General features: G+C 60.2%; 14 protein-coding genes. 8 read left to right on the top strand and 6 right to left on the bottom strand.

Translation table 11 applies throughout. From position 1 onward, the window contains the following. Window positions 1-61: 61 nt before the first annotated feature. On the top strand, window positions 62-1,999 hold the full coding sequence (locus I5L79_RS08035; protein ID WP_196954524.1) for a KUP/HAK/KT family potassium transporter: 1,938 nt from the start codon (window positions 62-64) through the stop codon (window positions 1,997-1,999). A gap of 93 nt (window positions 2,000-2,092) precedes the next feature. On the opposite strand, the gene I5L79_RS08040 is transcribed toward I5L79_RS08035, so the two are convergent. Then, the gene (locus I5L79_RS08040; RefSeq protein ID WP_231402978.1) at window positions 2,093-3,898 is read right to left on the bottom strand and encodes a M61 family metallopeptidase; all 1,806 of its coding nucleotides are present in this window, start codon (window positions 3,896-3,898) and stop codon (window positions 2,093-2,095) included. Between the two features lie 182 nt (window positions 3,899-4,080). Here I5L79_RS08040 and I5L79_RS08045 point away from each other — a divergent pair, with 182 nt between their 5' ends. The 3 genes from I5L79_RS08045 to I5L79_RS08055 all read left to right on the top strand — a co-directional run bounded on the left by I5L79_RS08045 (window position 4,081) and on the right by I5L79_RS08055 (window position 6,340). Next, window positions 4,081-4,686, top strand: coding sequence for a C40 family peptidase (locus I5L79_RS08045; RefSeq protein ID WP_196954525.1), 606 nt, complete (start codon window positions 4,081-4,083; stop codon window positions 4,684-4,686). 672 nt (window positions 4,687-5,358) lie between these two features. Continuing rightward, window positions 5,359-5,799, top strand: coding sequence for a DUF2147 domain-containing protein (locus tag I5L79_RS08050; RefSeq protein ID WP_196954526.1), 441 nt, complete (start codon window positions 5,359-5,361; stop codon window positions 5,797-5,799). Window positions 5,800-5,905: 106 nt separating this feature from the next. Beyond that, window positions 5,906-6,340: a DUF2147 domain-containing protein gene (locus tag I5L79_RS08055; protein ID WP_317191368.1), complete on the top strand. Its 435-nt coding sequence runs from the start codon at window positions 5,906-5,908 to the stop codon at window positions 6,338-6,340. Window positions 6,341-6,350: 10 nt separating this feature from the next. Here I5L79_RS08055 and I5L79_RS08060 read toward each other — a convergent pair whose 3' ends face one another. Further along, window positions 6,351-6,824, bottom strand: a complete 474-nt coding sequence (locus tag I5L79_RS08060) for a hypothetical protein (RefSeq protein ID WP_196954527.1) — start codon at window positions 6,822-6,824, stop codon at window positions 6,351-6,353. Between the two features lie 121 nt (window positions 6,825-6,945). Here I5L79_RS08060 and I5L79_RS08065 point away from each other — a divergent pair, with 121 nt between their 5' ends. After that, window positions 6,946-7,569, top strand: coding sequence for a hypothetical protein (locus I5L79_RS08065; protein WP_196954528.1), 624 nt, complete (start codon window positions 6,946-6,948; stop codon window positions 7,567-7,569). A gap of 65 nt (window positions 7,570-7,634) precedes the next feature. Here the strand turns inward: I5L79_RS08065 and I5L79_RS08070 are convergent, their stop codons facing one another. Further along, window positions 7,635-9,650, bottom strand: coding sequence for a M1 family aminopeptidase (locus I5L79_RS08070; RefSeq protein WP_196954529.1), 2,016 nt, complete (start codon window positions 9,648-9,650; stop codon window positions 7,635-7,637). A gap of 138 nt (window positions 9,651-9,788) precedes the next feature. On the opposite strand from I5L79_RS08070, the gene I5L79_RS08075 reads away from it, so the two are divergent. Further along, window positions 9,789-12,014 carry a gliding motility-associated C-terminal domain-containing protein gene (locus I5L79_RS08075; protein WP_196954530.1) on the top strand — a complete coding sequence of 742 codons (2,226 nt, stop codon included), beginning with the start codon at window positions 9,789-9,791 and terminating at the stop codon, window positions 12,012-12,014. An 85-nt stretch (window positions 12,015-12,099) separates the two neighbouring features. Here the strand turns inward: I5L79_RS08075 and I5L79_RS08080 are convergent, their stop codons facing one another. From I5L79_RS08080 to I5L79_RS08090, 3 genes are all read right to left on the bottom strand, one after another. Then, window positions 12,100-12,771 (bottom strand): cytochrome c oxidase subunit 3, encoded by a 672-nt coding sequence (locus I5L79_RS08080; RefSeq protein WP_196954531.1) that lies wholly within the window; start codon window positions 12,769-12,771, stop codon window positions 12,100-12,102. Between the two features lie 138 nt (window positions 12,772-12,909). Further along, on the bottom strand, window positions 12,910-13,248 hold the full coding sequence (locus I5L79_RS08085) for a hypothetical protein (protein ID WP_196954532.1): 339 nt from the start codon (window positions 13,246-13,248) through the stop codon (window positions 12,910-12,912). After that, on the bottom strand, window positions 13,241-13,480 hold the full coding sequence (locus I5L79_RS08090) for a hypothetical protein (protein ID WP_196954533.1): 240 nt from the start codon (window positions 13,478-13,480) through the stop codon (window positions 13,241-13,243). Before I5L79_RS08090 ends, I5L79_RS08085 begins: the two co-directional genes overlap by 8 nt. 186 nt (window positions 13,481-13,666) lie before the next feature. On the opposite strand from I5L79_RS08090, the gene I5L79_RS08095 reads away from it, so the two are divergent. Beyond that, on the top strand, window positions 13,667-14,503 hold the full coding sequence (locus I5L79_RS08095; protein WP_196954534.1) for a TapB family protein: 837 nt from the start codon (window positions 13,667-13,669) through the stop codon (window positions 14,501-14,503). A 63-nt stretch (window positions 14,504-14,566) separates the two neighbouring features. Beyond that, entirely contained in the window at window positions 14,567-15,079 is a 513-nt protein-coding gene (locus tag I5L79_RS08100; RefSeq protein WP_196954535.1) for a DUF4920 domain-containing protein, read from the top strand. Window positions 15,080-15,218 lie beyond the last annotated feature (139 nt).

Consider the following 15,218-nt stretch of genomic DNA (forward strand, 5'->3'; position numbering starts at 1 on the left):
GGGTTCCATGCCTACCTTTGGGCGCTTTTTCGCGTAGCCCCGATTTCTCTTTTCGCGCCGTATGAACACCGACAAACACGGACACTCCGCCATATCCACGGCGGGCTTGCTTATTGCCCTGGGCATTATTTACGGCGACATCGGCACCTCGCCCCTGTACGTGATGAAGGCCATTGTGCCCGACGTCATCACCCAAGATCTGGTGTACGGCGGCATTTCCTGCGTGCTCTGGACCCTGACGCTGCAAACCACCATCAAATATGTGCTGCTTACGCTGAACGCGGACAACAACGGGGAAGGCGGCATTTTCTCGCTTTATGCCCTGGTACGGCGGCGCGGGGCCTGGCTGTCGGCGGTGGCTATTGTGGGCGGCGCGGCGCTGCTGGCCGATGGCGTGATTACCCCACCTATTTCCGTTTCCTCAGCCATTGAAGGGCTGGAAGCCGTGTATCCCGGCATCCCGACGATGTACATCGTCATTGCCATTCTGTGCGGGCTGTTTCTGCTGCAGAGCTTCGGCACCCAGATTGTGGGCAAGGCCTTCGGGCCGATTATGTTTCTGTGGTTTTCGATGCTGGCGGTACTGGGCGTTTACGGTATTGTGCATCACCCGGAAATTCTGAAAGCGGCCAACCCCTATTATGCCTACAACCTGCTGGTGAACACGCCGGGCGGATTCTGGCTGCTGGGAGCTGTGTTTCTGTGTACCACCGGGGCTGAGGCCCTGTACTCCGATTTGGGCCACTGCGGCAAGGGCAATATCCGCATCAGCTGGATGTTTGTGAAGCTCTGCCTGCTGCTCAACTACTTCGGGCAGGGTGGCTGGCTGATGGCCCACGCAGGCGAAAAGCTGGCTGGTCGCAACCCCTTCTACTCGCTCATGCCGGAGTGGTTTCTCCTCATCGGCATCGGCATTGCGACTATTGCCGCCATTATTGCCTCGCAGGCGCTGATAACGGGCTCCTTCACGCTGGTAGCGGAGGCTATCCGCCTGAACATGTGGCCCAAGGTAAAGCTCAACTACCCCACCAACGTGAAGGGCCAGCTCTACGTGCCCAGCATGAACCGTCTGCTACTGCTGGGCTGCATTGCGGTGGTGTTGTACTTCAAACGCTCTGAGCACATGGAAGCGGCCTACGGCCTGGCCATCACCATCACCATGCTTATGACGACGCTGCTACTCTCCATGTGGCTGCGCACCAAGCGGGTGCCGCTGCCGCTGGTGGTGCTGTTTCTGGTGGTGTACGGGCTGATTGAGGGTTCTTTTCTGGTGGCCAACCTGATCAAGTTTCCGCACGGGGGCTGGGTGTCGGTGGCTATCAGCCTCTGTTTGATTTCGGTGATGTACGTGTGGCTGCGGGCTTACTTCATCAAGCGCCGCCTCACGGAGTTCGTGAAGATTGAGCCCTACATCGACGCGCTGAAGGAGCTTAGCAACGACGAATCCATTTCCAAGTACGCCACCCATCTGGTGTTTATGTCGTCGGCTGAGCGGCAGTCGGAAATCGAGTCGAAGATCATCTACTCCATCTTCCAGAAGCGCCCCAAGCGGGCCGATATCTACTGGTTCGTGCACGTGGATACCACCGATGAGCCGTATACGATGGAGTACAAAGTAACCGAGCTGGCCCCCGACGATGTGTTCCGCATCACGTTCCGGCTGGGCTTCCGGGTGGAGCAGCGCATCAACCTGTACTTCCGCAAAGTGGTGGAAGACCTCGTGCGCAACAAGGAAGTGGACATCACCTCCCGCTACGAGAGCCTGAGCAAGCAGCACGTGACCGGCGACTTCCGCTTTGTGGTGCTGGAGAAATTCCTATCGGTGGAAAACGAGTTTCCGTGGGTGGAAAAGCTGGTGATGCAGGCTTACTTCTACATCAAGCAGTTCATTGCCTCCGAAGACAAGTACTTCGGCCTCGACACCTCGTCGGTGAAGGTGGAAAAGGTGCCGCTGGTGATTACGCCGGTGCGCGAGGTAGCCCTGCAGCGCGTGCAGTAGCGCCAGCTGGCGAAGCGGCAAGCCGCCTGCCCGAAGACAAACAAAAGGGCCCGACATAACTGTCGGGCCCTTTGACTTTTTAGTTAATGGTCGTTAGCTCTTTACGGGCAGCCACTTGGCCAGCACCACCTGCTGCTCCGGGGTAGGATTGGCCGCTTGCTCGATGCGGTAGCGCTGGGCGGCGCTGGGCAGCAGCGGGAACGTTACTTCCTGCACGCGGCCTTCGCGCACCACCAGCAGCTTCACCGGGGTGCCCGGAGCACGACCGGCCAGTAGCTTATTGGGGTCTTCGCTGATGCGGCCGCCGTCGAGAGCCAGCACTTCGTCGTTCACGTTCAGGCCGCCCTGCCAGGCGCTGCCGTCGCGCTGCACACCCCGCACGGTGACTTTGCCGCCTGTGGTGCTGAAATCGGCGCCCAAGGCAGCATCCTGGCTTACGGGCGTGGTCACCAGCTTGAGGCCGGCGTAGCCCAGAGCCGTCTGGTAGTCGAGCGTCTGCACGTCGTAGACGCGGGTGCGGAAGAATTCATCGAACCGCCGGCCGGCTACTTTCGCTACGGCATCCTGAAATTCGGCATCGGTAAAGCCGCGCTTGAGCTGCTGGTAATAGCGGGCGTAGAGGTAGCGCATCACGTCGTCGAGGCTTTTCTGGGCTTTGGTTTCCTGAATGATCATCAGATCCAGCATGGCGCCCACCAACTCGCCCTTGTCATAGTAGCTGATTTCGGAGTTGTTGGAGTTTTCGCTGCGCCGGTAGTACTTGATCCAGGCATCAAAGCTCGACTCCGACACGGGCTGCACTTTGTTGCCGGGCGTATTCTCCACCCGCGTGATGCTGTTCGACAGGTCGCCCAAGTATACCTGAGGCGTGGCATAGCCGGCCCGCTGCACAATCAGGTTGGAGAAATACTCGGTGAATCCTTCGCTTACCCACAGCATGTGCGTGTAGTTTTCGCGGTCATAATCAAACGGGCCGAGGGCGACGGGGCGGATGCGCTTTACATTCCAGAGGTGGAAGTACTCGTGCGCCAGCAGCCCCAGAAAGCCCTTGTAGCCGGCCTCGGTAGCATAGGCATTGCGCGAAACCGACAGCGTGGTGGAATACAGGTGCTCCAGCCCGCCGGTGCCGCGCTCAATATTGTGCACGATGAACACGTAGCGGTCCAGCGGGTTCTGGCCTACCACCCGATGGGCTTCCTCGCACACACGCTTCATGTCCGTGAGCAGGCGGCCTTCGTCGTACTGCGTCTGGCCGTACATGGCCACCGTGTGGGGCGTGCCGTTGGCTTCAAACTGCAGCACCCGGTGCGTTCCGATTTCAATGGGCGAGTCGGCCAGCTCATCGTAGGATGACGAGCGAAAGGTGAAGGGCGCGCCGCCCCCGGCGGGCAGCAAGCTGGTGCTCACCTGCGTCCAGCCGGGGGCAGGCTGCACGGTGAGGGTGCTGGCCAGGTCCTTGTTTTCGGCCGGGTACATGAATACGCTGCTGCCATTCACATAACCGTGCGAGGCATCCAGAAAACTGGTGCGCACCGACAGCTCGTAGGCGTACACGCGGTAGTGCACGGTGAAGTCCTTAGCCTTGGGGTGGAAAACGCGCCAGGTGTTTTTGTTGATTTTCTCGACGGTGAGCTTGGCCGCCCCGGCCCGGGCTTCAAAGCCCTCTACGTTTTTGGCAAATTCGCGCACCAGGTACGAGCCAGGCGCCCACACGGGCAGCTTCACATCGGTGTAGGCTTTGGTGAAACCGCCCAGCTGCGCATCTACCTCGAAATAATGAGTTTGCGGCGCGGGCATTGCCAACGTATAGCGCAGTGTGGGGGCCGCCAGCGCGGCGGCTACCGGAGCCAGCAGGCCCAGTAACAAAAAGAAAGCGAAACGAAAACAGTGGTGCAGCATGAACAGCAGGTAAGTGAAAAAGACTGGCTAGCGGACGGGCCAGCGCAGGCAAAGTTGCAAAGTTGCCGGAAAAACCCTTGCGCTCAACCAGCAGCCGTAATCGGCGCGCGGGCTGAACCCGCAGTAAAGCTGCGCCGTTAGTACCCAAAGCAGGCGGCTACCTTCCCGGCTGCGGCAACCCAATGCGTATTGTGTGGAGTGTTTTTCTGCTGCTGGTGGTGGCCATTTTAGGCAGCTGGCTGTATCAGCGGCAGCCGGCGCCCGTTACGGCGTCAACAGCGGTGGAAATGGTGCCCGTGCGGGCCGTGGCCGATCAGTCTGCCGCCACCTCAATGGCCTATTTCATTGCCAGGCCGCCCCGCAAACCCGTGGCAGTAGATTCCGCTGCCCGGGCCGACAGCCTCGTGCGGTTTGCGCTACGCCAGTTGGGCACCAACTACCTGTACGCCGGCATTTCTCCCGAAACCGGCTTCGACTGCTCAGGCTTTGTAAGCTACGTGTTCGGGCACTACGGCATTGCTGTGCCCCATTCCACAGCGCTACTGATTTCGACGGGGCGGGAAGTTCCGCGCGCCGAGGCTCGACCGGGAGATATTGTAGTGTTCACGGGCACAGCCGCAACCTCCACTACCCCGGGCCATGCCGGTATTGTATTGTCCAAGCCCGGGGAGCCTATCCGCTTCGTACATGCATCCTCGGCGCGTCGTGAATCGGGCGTTAAGATCAGCGAAGTGGAGAATACGGACTACGAGCGGCGCTTTATGGCCATCCGCCGGGTGTTGCAATAGGTGCATGACTCTATTGCTAGATGTTACCACGGCGAGTAGCACGAAGCAACCGTTCAATCAGTCAACCATTTCCAAGAAAAGAACGATGCCCGGCTCGCCTGTGCAGTTCCTACGGGAGGGCTGCTGGGCAAACCGGGCATCTAATCCTTCAAATCTTACCAAGCGGCGAGTCTGGGGTACAGCCCCGTCATCTGCTCCCTGGGGAGGGTAAGACCTTGCCAGAATGCGGGAGCCAACCAAAATTGAGCGGGCTCCGCGCGAAAGCTGTTGTTAAGCGCGTCCGGCGGTGAGGCGGACTACATTCGACAGGCTTGGCAGGATTTGTTTGGGACTACTAGACATTTTGTACCTCCTTTCTTTACGTTCGACATCTCTCCGACCGCGCTTCCCAGCACCTTAGGGCCACTTGGCCGGAGCCGTAGTACTCACTACTGGTTGGTAAAGTTAAAAACCCAATTGAAGGTTCAAAACGAAATAGCCTTTTTTTAGTGCAGTAGTACAATTTTATCCTCAGCAAGCTGAGGATCAGCGCCTTTTTTTTCGGATGAATTACAGGGCCGAGAAGTTGGTCCCAAACTTGCCATCGGCTGGTCAAACAAAGCTGACCCGACTGGCTTGCCATCCAGCCAAGTTTGTCTATATTTTCCCCCAAAACCCACATTTCCCATTATCATGAAAAAAGTACTCTTCCTCTGTCTGGCCCTGGTGCTGGGCTTGTCCTCCCTGGCGTCAGCGCAGAAACTCTCTCCTCTGGGAATCTGGACCAACGAGGAGAAAAAGGCCACCTTCGAAATTTACCAGTGCGGCAACAAGCTCTGCGGTAAGATTGTGAGCCTGACGGTGCCCAACGACCCTAAAACCGGCAAGCCCAAAACCGACAGCCAGAACCCCGACCCCAAGCTGCGTAACCGCACCCGCCTGGGCCTCGTGTTCATGCAGGGCTTCGAGTACGACGACGACAACAAGTGGGATGATGGCAAGATCTACGATCCGGAAAGCGGCAAAACGTATTCCTGCTATATGAAGATGAATAATGCCAACTCAATGGAAGTGAAAGGCTACATCGGCTTCTCCCTCATTGGCCGCTCCCAGAACTGGACGCGGGTAAAATAACCTGGCAACATTCGTCTGGTTGATTTCGTAGCGACGCTCTCCACCGGGCGTCGCTATTTTTATGCCCGGTCAGAAGTTTATCTTCCCAGCAGCCCGTCGTCTTTCTGTGAAAAAAGCCCTGTTTTATATGCTTCTGTGGCTGGCGGCAGCATTGCCGGCTGCCGGGCAGCAGTTCTCGCCCTTGGGCACCTGGGCCGATGACCGGGGTGAAGCCCACGTAGAGCTCTACCGCTGCGGCGCTGAGCTTTGCGGGCGACTGGTATGGCTGCGTAGTCCCAACACACCCACCGGCCAGCTCCAGACGGATCTGCATAACCCCGACCCCGCCCGCCGCACCCAACCGTTGCTGGGCCTCGTCATTATGCAGCACTTTCGCTACGCCGATGATGAACGCTGGACCGAAGGCAGTATCTACGACCCCAGCAACGGGCGCACGTATTCCTGCTACCTGCGGATGCTGCAGAAAGACGTGCTGGAAGTGAAGGGCTACATCGGCTTCCCGTTTATCGGCAGTGCCCACCGCTGGAAACGCGTGCAGTAGGCTGGCTGCCTTAGAATACCTCTTCGATAGTATACTGCTGCCCCCGGAACGAGAAGGTGTCGCCGACGCGGTGGGAGGCCATTGCCAGGAACAACGGCGAAAAGGCCGACATAGCGCAGTATTTCTGCCCGTCCAGCTCGATTTCGCCCAAGCTGATAGCAATAAAATAGGTGTAGCGGTTGGTGACGACCACCGACCCCGGCCCCATAGTTCCGCCCACCCCAAACCGGTCGGGCAGGCGCTGCAGCAACTGCAATTCCCGCTGGGCTTCTTCCAGGCGCCGCGCAAACAGCTCGCGCTGAATATGGCAGGCCTCCCGAAATGACTCGAACTTATCTTCGCCGGAAGCGGGCTGCTCATTGGCGCTTTCCTGCACCTGCTCCATCGCCTGCCGGGCATGATGCACTTTTTGCTGCTGCAGCTGCAGACATTCAGCCAGCAGGGCCTGTTTCAGCTGCTGCCGGGAGAGTACGGTTGTTGCCATAAAAACTTCCTCAGGAAAAAGTTGAAGAAGTTCAAACGGGTGCCGCTGCCGGAGGTTACAGCCCACACCCAGAAACTATTTGGGCCACCCGGTGTTTTTGCGCTACACAACGTCCCACCCCTTGCTGCGTTTTCTGCACCGTCTTTTTTCTCCTGCGGCCTCCTGCTCCTGGCAGCCGCTCCGGCGCACGGCCCGCGCCGGGCGGCGCCATGCCCAGTGGGTAGCCGACCGGGTGTACCTGAACTGGCTGGGGCCGTATTTCAAAGCCTACCATTACCGCAAAGCCCAACTGAACGCGGGCGGGCTGCGCGTGCAGCCCCTGCAGGAAGAAGGTCGCCAGGGCGCGGTGCTGTTTTATGACCCTTCCATCGGGCCGGGCAACTTCCGTCACCTGTTCGATTACATTGCCGAGCAAACCATAGCGCTGGGCTACAACGCGTCCACCTCCGACCAGCGCACCCTGCGCCACCCAAAGTACACGGAGACGATTCTCAAGCACTTTCTGAAGCCCCTGCCCCGCAGCTGCACCCACACCGGCCGCTGCCAGCAATTCTACGGCAACGTGACGGTAGATCTGGTGCTGATTAATGGCCAGCCCGGCTTTATCCGGTTTTTCAGCAATCCTTTTCAGGACGACATCTTTACCAAGCCCCGGGCTTTTGAGGAACTCCTGGACAGGATATTCAACCAGCCCCCGGCCGACGAAACCGCCCAGCAGCACCGCCTGCGCTACACCAGGGCTTAACTAAACGACAACGGCCGGCGCCACCCTGGGTAGCGCCGGCCGTTGTCGTTAGAAGCGGCACTAGCTTAGCGCCGCACAAACCGAGCGTGGCGCGACTGGCTGCTGCCTTCCGTCGTGAGTTCAACCTGATACAGGCCCGGTGCCAGCGCCTGGGTGTTGAGCGTGGCCGCCGTAGCCGATACGGCTTGGCGTATTACCGTACGGCCCAGCATATCGGTAATTACGGCCTGCCAGCGGCCGGCGGGCAGCGCACCCAGGTGCAGAGTAGCCTCGCACGGGTTGGGGAACACCTGCAGCGGCAGCGCGCTGCCCGCCGGACGGGCAGCCAGCACTAGCCCGTCGTTGCGGGTTACGGTGCCGGCGCCGTTGAGAATCCACTGGTCAGGGTCCAGGGCAATTGCCGTTACGTTACCTGTAACGGGCACGCTGAACTCACTCACGGACTGGCCCTGGTGGAGGCGCACCGTTTGAGTGCCCGTGCTGGTGGTGATGCGGTAGTCCAGGTCCGTATCAAAAAACGGGGTGACGCCGGGCATGGATACGGTTTCGGTGGTACGCAGCTGCAGGGTATTGCCGGCCTGCTTCCACTCCACGTTGAAGGTAGGGAAGCCTTCGCCCGCGTACCACTGGTCGAAGAAATACGTGAGCGAGCGGCCAGCCTGCTGCTCGAATATGCGCTGCAGATCACGGGTGCGGGCCGTGCTGTTGGCGTAGGTAGTCTGGTACGTGCGCAGGGCCTGGAAGAACTTGGTGTCGTCGTTGAGCAGGTAGCGCAGCATATGCACCACGGCGGCTCCTTTCTTGTAGCTCAGGCGCGAACTGAAAATACGACTGGAATTGGTAGTATCGGCAGGGGGCACCCGCACACTGCCGTCTGGCGCCGACATGGCCCGGGCGTGCGTATCATCCATCCAGGGACGGGCCCCGGCCACGTTGAATTTCTGCAGGGAGAGGTACTCGCCGTACGAGGCAAAACTTTCATTCAGCCAGATATCTTCCCAGGAAGCACAGGTCACGTTGTCGCCAAACCACTGGTGAAACAGCTCGTGGGCCGTGAGGTTGAAGGGCAGATTAAACCGGTCCTGGGTGGTCATGGTCTGGTGCTCCATGCCACCGCCGATGGGCGCCATTGAGTGCCCATACTTTTCGTCAGCGAAAGGATAATCCACAATCAGCGAGGAGAAGTTTTCCAGAAAGCCGGGCGTAAAATCTATCCCGGCTTTGTTGGCATCCAGAAAACTCTGGGTGTACACGTAGTTGAGGATAGGCACCTCCCGGCCCCCAGCCAGGTGCGCATAGTTCATGTACTCCACATACGGCGAAACGGCTACCGAAATCAGGTAGTAGGCAATGGGGTGGCGCGACTTCCACTCGTAGCGGTGCTTGGTGGCCGAAACGCTGGTAACAGCCCGCAGCACGCCGTTGGAACCCACTTTATTAATCTTATCGGTGGTTACCCACACGTCGGAGGAGTCGGCTTTGTCGGTGAGCACCTGCTTGCACGGAAACCACTCGTACGCGCCGAATGGCTCACTCAGGCTCCAGGTCACGTTGGTATTGGCCGGGCTCAGGCGGGTGTCCAGGGCATTGCTGGCCAGTACCTGGGTGGTGGTATTGGGCGCCGTGCCGTGGTAGTAGATGCGCGCATCGAACAGGGCGTCGGGCACTATGGCAGCGGCCAGCGTGGCCGTCACGTCGCCGTCCGTGCGGCTTATGGCAGTAACCTTGCGCCGGTCGACGACTACCGAATCAATTACGTAGGTGGAAAACAGCTCGAAAGCCAACGACTCCAGCTTAGTTTTGCCGTTACGGGCTTTCATCCACACGTGGCCGGCCACCGCGCGGGAGTTGTTTTCCAGCGCCAGATCAAGCTTGTAGTATTTCACGTCGTAGCGGTCCATTTGCCGGCGGTGGGCCACGGTGGTTGCCGGCTGCCGCAGGGCCTGACGGATGTGAGCTTCGGCGCAGGGCTCGGCCGGGGCAAAGTATTCGGTGGGGCGGGCCGTAACAGCCGGCAGCTGAGCCAGGGCTGCCGGCGCGGGCAGTAAGGCAGCCAACCAAAGCAGTAGTTTTCGGGTCATCGAAAGTAAAGTGAGTAGTGGGTGGAAATTACCGCCCAAAATACACACTATCGACCACTCATTACCCGGGCAGCAGATGAGGTTGGCTCCCTGGAACCGTGTATCTTGTACCCCACTCGCCCTAAGCTTTTTCCGGCAATGCCCCGACTTTTATTCCTGCTGTTTTTCTGCGGCCTGCTCCTGAGTGCGGAGCGCAGCCAGGCCACCCACATTGTAGGGGGCGAAATGGGGATGCAGCACCTGCGCGACAGCACCTACGCGCTGAACCTGATTGTGTATTTCGACGGCGTGACTGGTGACCCGGGTGCCCTGGACGGCAGCCTGACGGCCGCTATCTACGAGAAAGGCACCAACCGCTTTGTGGAGGACGTGGTACTGCCCCTCCAGCAAAACACGCTGGTAGACTACACTGACCCTGCCTGCTCCAATGCCAAGCTCATTACCCGCCGCCTGGTGTACACGCGCAACCTGGTGCTGCGCCGGATGCAGTACCGCAGCCCGTCCGGCTACTACGCGGTAGTGGAGCGGTGCTGCCGCAACCGGGGCATTGCCAATATTCAGAACCCCGGGGGAGCCGGACAGGCTTTTCTGGTGGAGTTTCCGGCGGTAGTGCAGGCCAATGGGCAGGCATTCCGCAATTCCAGCCCCAGTTTGTTTCCGCCACTCAGCGACTACGCCTGCCAGGGTGAGCTGTTTTACTATGACTTCGGCGGTCAGGACCCCGACGGCGACCAACTGGTGTATGAGCTGGTGACCCCGCTTAACGGCCACAGCACCACATCGGACTCCAAGCCCGACCGTCCGGCCTCGGCTCCATATTCCCAGGTTCGCTGGCGCGCCGATTTAAGCGTTTCTCAACAGATACCGGGCAAGCCTACCCTGCGCATCGATGCCCGGACGGGCCGCCTGGAGGTGCTGCCCACGGAGCTGGGGCTGTTTGTTTTCGGCATCAAGTGCTCGGAGTACCGCAACGGGGTGAAAATCGGAGAGGTGCGCCGCGACTTTCAGATGCTGGTCATCAACTGCGCGCGCAACCAAAAGCCCCAGCTGCAGGTAGAGGCCCAGGGCCACTCGCTGCCGCACGTCCCTACCGGCACGCTGGCGTTTGCCGCCGGCGAGGCCCGCTGCTTTCAGCTGCGGTTTACTGACGCCGATGCTGCCTCCCGGCTCAAGCTCTACCTGCGGGCCGTCAATTTCGAGGCTACGCTGCCTACACCCAGCATCACCACGGGTACCGTGCGCTCGGCCGGCAACCCCGATGTGCTGGTATCTACCGTATGTTTTCCCAACTGCTTCGATACCCAGGGAAAAACCTATGAGCTGGAATTTATTGTGGCCGACAACGGATGCAGCCTCCCGAAACGCGACACTGTGCGGGTCGCCTTCACGGCCACGGCTCCACCCGATCTGCCGCCATCCATCAGCACCACGGCCCAGCTTCCTCTGCGCGTGCATCCCGGCGAAGCAGTCAACTTTGAAGTTATCGGCCAGGATCTTGACGGCGACGCCCTGACTATAACGATGCGCGGTCTGGGCTTTGATGCGCCTTCGCTGAGCTCTACGCTCACCATGCGGCCCGCCACGGCTACCGAGCGGCGGGCCGACTTTGCCTGGACCGTGCCCTGCGCCGCCATTGACCGGGGCCTGCACGAGTTTGAGTTTCTGGTTACCTCCAGCAACGAATGCCACGACGCCCAGACGCAGCGGGTAGTAGTGCCTATTCAGGTGGAGTATGAAAACGTGGCGCCCTTGCTGCAAACCAGCTTTTCGGAAGCCCCACCAGCCCCCGATGCGCCACCCATTCTTATCACCTTACCCATGGGAGGCGTATACGAAGCCACCCTGGCCGGCACCGACGCCGACCCGAATGAGCTTACCCTGACGGCCGCCGGCAAGGAAATAGACCTGGCAATGGTGGGCATGACGTTTACCCACCAGGATGGCCTGGGCAAGGCCGCCGGCACGTTCCGCTGGGAAGCCAATTGTGAGGCCCTGCAGCGCCAGCCGCTGGAAGTAACCTTTACGCTGCAGGAAAGCACCTGCCGGCCTCAGCCCCGGCAGCAAACCGTGCGCTTTGCCGTGCTGCTGCCCGAAACGCCGGCTTTCCTGCCACCCAACATCTTCACCCCCAACGCCGACAGCAAGAATGCCCGCTTTGAGCTGGCCAGCGTGCTGCCGCCCGAGTACTGCACCCAGCGTTTCGGCGACATCAAAATCTTCAACCGCTGGGGTAGGCAGGTGTACCGCTCCACCAACCGCAGCTTCAGCTGGGACGGCGGCGGCCTCCCCGAGGGCGTGTACTACTACCTGATTGAGTACAGCAACCGGCAGAAGTTCAAGGGCACCATCACCATTGCCCGCTAAGCTTCGCCACTACAGTCTATGACGAAAAAGCCCCGGTTGCTACCACAGCGGCCGGGGCTTCCTTGAGAAAAATGAAACCACTGTTTTAGTAAAAAAACAGGAACAACGCGAACATCACCACCCACAGCCCGTCGATGAAATGCCAGTAGACACTCAGCATGCGCAGCTGCATGCGGCGGTACGGATTGCGGATGAAAAAGAGGCTCCGAATACCGTCGCGGCTGGCGTGATGTGTGCGCCAGAGCAGCGCCATCAGAAACAGGACGCCCCCCAGCAGATGCACCACGTGCAAAGCCGAAAGCAGGTAGATGTACGTGGCGCTGGCCTTACCCGTGAGCGTGACAGCACCGCTCAGCAAACTACCATCCAGCAACAACTGCTTCCAGCCCAGCACCTGCAGGCCGGAAAACAGCAGCCCCAGCAGCAGGGTGGCGCTCAGGCAGCGCACCAAACCCGGCAGATCATCGGAGCGGTACAGGCGCGGGGCCTGACTGAGGGTATAGCTGCTGACAAGCAGCACAATGGTGCTTAGCGAAAACACCTGGGGCAGCGCGTACAGGCCAAGGGGTACGCCGTTGCGCAGGCGGGTGTACAGGTAGGCCCCCAACAGCACCACGAACAGGATGCCCACCGCGCCTACACTCAGGTACACCATGAGCAGGAGCGGCGGCACGCGCTCCATGCGGGCAAAGCCGGAAGCTGGCTGCCCGGCTCCTATGGTATTGAAACGCTGCTTATCGGGCTGATCGGGGCTCATGGGGGGGCAAGGCGGGGTACAGGGAATAAACCCGACCAGCCAGGGTTTTGATTCAAGCCAAAACCTTTTTTTGCCAGCGTGGGCTCACCTTCCAAGGTACGCAAAAAACCAGCCGGCAGCTATGGTATTTTTTGGTTATTAGCTACGAAAAAACGAGCCTATTTTACCCATCACCGCATTGAGGGTAATCTTGGGGCTGCGGCCCGTGCCAAACGTTACGTAGGTTTTGCCGGCTACCCGCAAATCCAGCACCAGCCCCAGGCGCAACGCCAGCATATTCAGCTGCTGCAAAGCGTTGGGCGTGCCGGGTGGCTTGGGCGGTTTGGGTGCCGCGGTTTTGTCGTCGGCCGTCAGTTCATCAAGCACCCGCTGGCTGGGAATGTTCACGATGAGGTAGGCCCCCGAAGCGGCTATCTGGATATCGTCGCGGCCGCGGGAAATAACCAGCCGGGCCTCGATGTCGAGGCCCTTAGCCAAGTTGCGCGGGCTTGGGCGCGGCGGGCTGAGCGGGAGCCGGCGGGTTTTCGCCGCGGGTGCGGATGCGCACCGAGCCGTTGATGCGCCAGGTGCTGGCCGGGCCCTGGGGGTTCTGGGCATTGGGTACCTGCACTTCCATCTGGTCGAAGGTGCAGCCGAGCTCTACGCCGCCCGACAGTTTAGAAAGTAAGGAAGCGGCCATATCGGCCCAGTTTGCGGAAGACTCTGCCATAACAAGTAGGGAAAACGGGGTGGAACGGCCAAGCCAAAGCGGCCGGGGCGCAAACTAGCGCCTCTGCCCGGCAAACGCAACCGAGCCGGCGGAAGTTGTGGCCGGCGGTGGAGCTTTATCCAAATACCCTGGTTTGCGTATGTGGGGCTGCCCGGCCTGGCCGGGGCTTCTTCATTGATTTTCCTTATGCACTTCTCCCCTGCCTCTTTTTCTCTGCTGACCGGTACGGCCTTCGCCCTAGCTGGTCTGGGCGGCTGCACCTCCACGGCCAGCTCAGCCCGCCCCGAATCGGGCGCGGCCGTTGCTCCGTCGGCACCCGTAGCGGCTGCGCCGGCCGCTTCCCCGGCTTCTCCGCCCGATTGTGCTCATCCGTTCGGGCTAACTTCCAGCGGCGAACTGCTTTACACGCTCACCGATGCCAACGGCAAGCCCCTGGGTGAACTGCGCCAACGGGTGGTGGGCTTCGGCGAGGAGTCGAACAAGAGAGGCACTATTAAGACTACCACGGTACTGCTAAAAAGCGGCCGCTACGACGCGGCGGGCAAGCTCCTTCATCAGCAGGATCTTACTTTCCGTTGCCGCCAGGATACAGCCTTCACCGACGGCATGGTGGAAATGGAGTTCGACAACCTTCGCTCTTTCCGCGACCGGTACTTCACCGACGTACCCACGCCCCTGGCTTGGCCGCATCAGCCCGCCGCCGGCTCCCGCCTGCCCTCCGGCGGCGTGGTAACCGACGTGCGCAGCTCGGCCGTGGACATTGCCAAAGTATCGACCCAGCTGCAGAACCGCCGCGTAGTGAGCGGCCCCCAGGACGTGACGGTGCCCGCGGGCACGTTTGCCTGCTACAAAATAGAGGCCGAGCGCGAAGCCGTGGTGCAGCCCAAACCCGACATCGTTCGGCGCACCTCCCAGCGGGTAATCGACTTCTACAGCCCCGGTGTGGGCGTGGTGCGCACGGAGGTCTACGACAAAAGCAACAAGCTGCAGAGCACCAGTGTGCTGACGCGGCGCACGCCGTAGGGTGGCGCGGCAGCTGCTTTTCCGCTAACTTGCTGCCCGTCATCAGTTCACTGCCTGTTTGCTATGAAATACGCTTCCCTTTTTGCCGCCGGCCTGCTGCTGGCTTCCTGTCAGTCGGGGCCCACTTCTAAGGCCCAGGATACGGCTGCCGCCCCGGCCACGCCAGCGGCTACCCAGCCAGCCAAGCCCGACAATTCCTTTGGGGAAACTATTTCGCCGGATGGAGCCGTGGCCGTGGCGGAGCTGCCCAAGCTGCTGGGCGCCCGCGACTCGGCCCGGGTGAAACTGGTGGGCACCACTGAGGCCGTGTGCCAAGCCAAAGGCTGCTGGCTGACCATGCAGCTGCCCGAAGATCAGACCATGCGCGTACGGTTTCGGGACTACGCCTTTTTTGTACCCAAAGACATAGCCGGCAAAACGGTGGTAGTGGAGGGCTGGGCGCACCGCCGCGAAGTACCCGTGGATGAGCTGCAGCACTACGCCAAGGACGGCGGCAAATCGGCCAAGGAAATTGCCGCTATTACCAAACCCGAAACCCAGCTCAGCTTTATGGCCGACGGAGTGCTGGTGCAATAGGATGCTACGGCTTTCTGGCTGAATGGTTGATGCCTTTGAGCCTCCGTCAGATAACATAAAGGCTTCCTGTAGAGGAAGCCTTCTTTTTTGGGCTAGTAGCTGCCCATTCCCGAACTTGCGTCATCGAACCACCCGGCTT

Origin of the sequence: Hymenobacter guriensis (assembly GCF_015773195.1) — a bacterium.
In the GTDB taxonomy this organism is placed as follows: domain Bacteria; phylum Bacteroidota; class Bacteroidia; order Cytophagales; family Hymenobacteraceae; genus Hymenobacter; species Hymenobacter guriensis.